This window comes from Sphingomonas sp. (assembly GCF_035317925.1).
Taxonomy (GTDB): domain Bacteria; phylum Pseudomonadota; class Alphaproteobacteria; order Sphingomonadales; family Sphingomonadaceae; genus Sphingomonas_I.
This window is the reverse complement of record NZ_DATHFV010000131.1, coordinates 1-3,664: the sequence shown is the minus strand read 5'-3', so window position 1 is coordinate 3,664 and position 3,664 is coordinate 1. Positions and strand designations below refer to the sequence as shown.

Below are 3,664 nucleotides of genomic sequence, written 5' to 3'. Positions count from 1 at the left end.
GCAGATGCCGTCGTCATAGGGCGAATTGACCGTGCAGTTACTGACGCGGACGTTGCGGCAGCAGTCGATATCCATCCCGTCGCGATTGGTGTCGATCAGCAGATTGTCGATCGTCAGATTGTCGACGCCGGTCAGCAGCAGCCCGAACCAGCCGCCCTGCAAGATCCGGAAGTCGCGCAGCAACACGTTGTGGCAATTCTTGAGCGCGATCGCCTTGTTGGCGGTGCCGGGGCCGTTGGCGTCCTTCATATAACCGTCGGACCCGCGGCCCAGCCCCTTGCCCCAGATCAGCCCCGATCCCGTCACCGCGATATCGGCCAGCCCTTCGCCCCAGATCAGGCTGTTGCGCCAATGGTTGTGGCCATAATCCTGATACGCCTCGAATGCCGGATCCTGCGGCTCGGCGACGTCATAGCCGCCGACCCCATCCTGCGGCGCCTGCGCGGCAAGGATGATCGCGCCATGATCGAGATGCAGCCCGATCCGGCTCTTCAGGCGGATCGTGTAGCAGGCATAGGTGCCGGGCGGAAAATACACCGTCCCGCCGCCGCGCGCCGCCGCATAGTCAATCGCCTTGTTGATCGCGGGCGTGTCGATCGTTGTGCCGTCGCCCTTCGCCCCGAAACGGCGGACATTGACCCAGCTTTCGTCGGGTACATCGGCCGCGAAAAGCGGCGCGGCGAGCAGGCCGCTGGCGCCCGCGAAAATGAGTTGGCGGCGGTCAAGCATCAGGCGAGCCTTTCAGGACAGGCGAGGCGAGAATTCCCCTCCCGCTTGCGGGAGGGGTTAGGAGAGGGGAGTCCAGCTTCTGAGCGGCCAGCGCCATCGAGATTAAGATCCCTCCCCCGACGCCTCCCGCAAGCGGGAGGGGAGGTTAGGATTTGCGGTCTCGACGTGGACCCAATCGACATCGATCCAGCCCGCTTTGTCGCGGACATTGTAGGTGAACAAGGCCGGCCGCGATCCCTTCCACCAGGAGAAAGGCGACAGCGCGACTGGACCGCCGAGCGGCAGGAAATCACGCCCGCCGTCCAAGCTGTAGGCATAGCTCGCCTTCTGATCGGCGCCGACCGAGGCGCGCAGGTCGATCACGCCCCCCGGCACGCTCGCGCCCGGCTTCTCATTGCCCTCGGCCGAGAGCGTGACCCGCGTCGCCCCGTTCTCACGCACTACGCCGATCCAGCTCGGTTTCACCCCGAACAAGGTCAGCCCCGCACGTTCTCCGTCGGCCATGTGCGACACGTCGATCCGCACCGTGATAATGCTCGCCGGCCCCTGCAAAATCTGGGTGAGCGTATTGCGCGCCGTGACCAGATGTTCCGCTTTGCCCGCGCGCAGCCGCAGGAAGCCGGGCCGCTCGGTCAGGCTCCAATTCCGATTGTCCGGATTATGATTCCACGACCATTGCAGGCCGAGCTTGGGCGAGGCGAATTCGTCCGAATCCTGCAGCCGCTCGCGCGTCGGCGGGGCGGGCATAATGTGCGTCGACACCGGCTGGCCCCAGCCCGCATCGGGCACTTCGTCGCCCATGATCGGCCAGTCGTCGACCCAGCGCACCGGCTCGAGATAGTCGATCCGCCCGAACGCGCCGGTCGAGTTGAAATGGACGAACCAGCCCTTGCCGTCGGGCGTCTCGACATAGCCGCCCTGATGCGGCCCCTCGATCGCGGTCGTGCCCTGTTGCAGCACGTCGCGCCATTCGTAGGGTCCGGTGATCGCCCGCGCCCGGCCGACCGCTTGCGCGCCTTTGCCGACCCCGCCGATCGGCGCGAAGATGTAGTAAAAGCCGTTGCGCTTGTAGAGCTTGGGGCCCTCCAGCACCGGCAGGCGAACGGGATCCTTCGCCACCACCACGCCATCGTCCAGCACCCTGGTCCCGTCCGTGCTCATCCGGTGCAGGATCAGCGGTCCCGCACCCTTCATGCCGTGGATCAGCCAGGCCTTGCCGTCATCGTCCCAGAAGGGGCAGGGGTCCTCGTAACCCGGCCCGGCGATCAGGGTGACCGGCTTGCTCCACGGCCCCGCCGGATTGCGCGCGGTCGCCATGAAGATGCCTTCGTCGGGGGTCGGCCAGTAAGCGTAGAACAGCCCCTTGTGGAACCGCAGCGCCGGCGCCCACACCCCGCCCGCATAGCGCGTGCCGGTGGTCGGCTTCGACGTCGCATCGGTCAGCGCGAACGGGCCCGGCAGATCATATTCGGGCGCGAACGGAAGGCGCGGCAGGACCTGGCCGATGATCGACCAATGGACCAGATCGCGCGAATGCAGGATCGGCAGGCCCGGCGAGAAATGGAAGCTCGACGCAGCGAGGTAATAATCCCGCCCGACCCGGATCATGTCGGGGTCCGAATAGTCCGCGAACAACACCGGGTTGCGGTAGGTCGCGGGCGCCGCCGCGCTCAGGGCGAAGGCGAGGGCAAGGCTCATACCGCGAGGCTGTTGCCGTAACCGATGATGATCGTCGCGAAGACGAGCAGGCCGACGCCCGCCCACACCATGTATTTTACCCGCGGCGCGGCATCCTTCCACTCGCGGAAGGCGAAGCCCCAGAGCGTGCCGAAGATGATGATCGAGGCCATGTGCAGCGTCCACGACGAGAAGCCGAACCGCCCCATCTGGCTCTCGCCCATCGTGTAGAAGAAGAACTGGAAATACCAGAGCGTCCCGCCCAGCGCGCACAGCAGGAAATTGACGAGCAAGGGCGCACCCGCCGCGCTTCCGCCGCCCACCCATTGGCCGCCGCTCTTGTTCTTCGCGATCAGGTAGAAGCACCAGATCGCGTTGGTCAGCAGTCCGCCGAACATGACGAGGCACAGGATCGGTAGCCCGGTCCACAAGGGGCCCGTGCCCGCCGCCGCCGAAATTGCCTTGATCGGCTCGCCCGCCGCCAGACCGAACGCGAAGCAGGACGACATCACGCCCGAAAACACCGCGACCGCGATGCCCTTGCGGAAGTCGAATTCGGCGACCGCCTCGGCCTTCTGCGCCTCGCTCAGCGCGGCATCCTTCTTGGCGCCCGCGAGCGCCACGACGACGATTCCGGCCATCGTCACGCACAGGCCGACGAGGATGATGTTGCCGCTCGGCGTGTCGAGCAATTTGGCCGCGAAATCGCCCTGGAAGATCGGCGGAATCAGCGTCCCGAATACGGTGCATAGCCCCAGCACCACCGCCATGCCCAGTGACAGGCCGAGATAGCGCATGGTGAGGCCATAGGTCAGCCCGCCGAAGCCCCACAGCACCCCGAAGAAGATCGGCCATACGATCGTCGCTTGCGGTGCCTGCGCGAGTACGCCGGTCAGATCGTGCGTCTGGATCGCGGCGAAGAACCACGGTGCCAGCAGCCAGGAAAAGATCCCGCCCGTCAGCCAGTAAATCTCCCACGACCAGCGTTTCACCCCGCGATAGGGGACGTAGAAGCTGGCCGACGACAGTCCGCCCAGCCAGTGGAAGAAGACACCGAGCAACGGGTTCATGTCGTTCTCCTCACAGGGTCAGGCCGAGCCGGTATATGCGGTTGGCGTTGCCGCCCCACACAGCGCGCTTCTCCGCGTCGTTCAGGTCGGCGATCGCTTCGGCCGTGGTTTCGAGCACCACGTCGAATGGCGCGAACAGCCGGTCGGTCGGGAAGTCGCTTGCCGCCATCGCGCGCGCGGTCCCGAAA

At 65.8% G+C, this 3,664-nt stretch carries 3 protein-coding genes; all 3 read right to left on the bottom strand.

What is annotated here, in order from left to right; genetic code table 11:
- Window positions 1–729, bottom strand: a 729-nt coding sequence (locus tag VK533_RS09750) for a glycoside hydrolase family 28 protein (protein WP_324376890.1), incomplete at its 3' end; no start/stop codon positions are given.
- 102 nt (window positions 730–831) lie between these two features.
- Window positions 832–2,427 carry a glycoside hydrolase 43 family protein gene (locus tag VK533_RS09745; protein WP_414712296.1) on the bottom strand — a complete coding sequence of 532 codons (1,596 nt, stop codon included), beginning with the start codon at window positions 2,425–2,427 and terminating at the stop codon, window positions 832–834.
- A complete protein-coding gene (gene rhaT, locus VK533_RS09740; protein ID WP_324376887.1) occupies window positions 2,424–3,476 on the bottom strand; it encodes an L-rhamnose/proton symporter RhaT in 1,053 nt (350 codons plus the stop codon). Before rhaT ends, VK533_RS09745 begins: the two co-directional genes overlap by 4 nt.
- Window positions 3,477–3,664 lie beyond the last annotated feature (188 nt).

Coding starts and splice junctions, on each gene's coding strand:
- rhaT (WP_324376887.1), bottom strand. CDS start 3,476: ATGAACCCGTTGCTCGGTGTCTTCTTCCACTGGCTGGGCGGACTGTCG.
- VK533_RS09745 (WP_414712296.1), bottom strand. CDS start 2,427: ATGAGCCTTGCCCTCGCCTTCGCCCTGAGCGCGGCGGCGCCCGCGACC.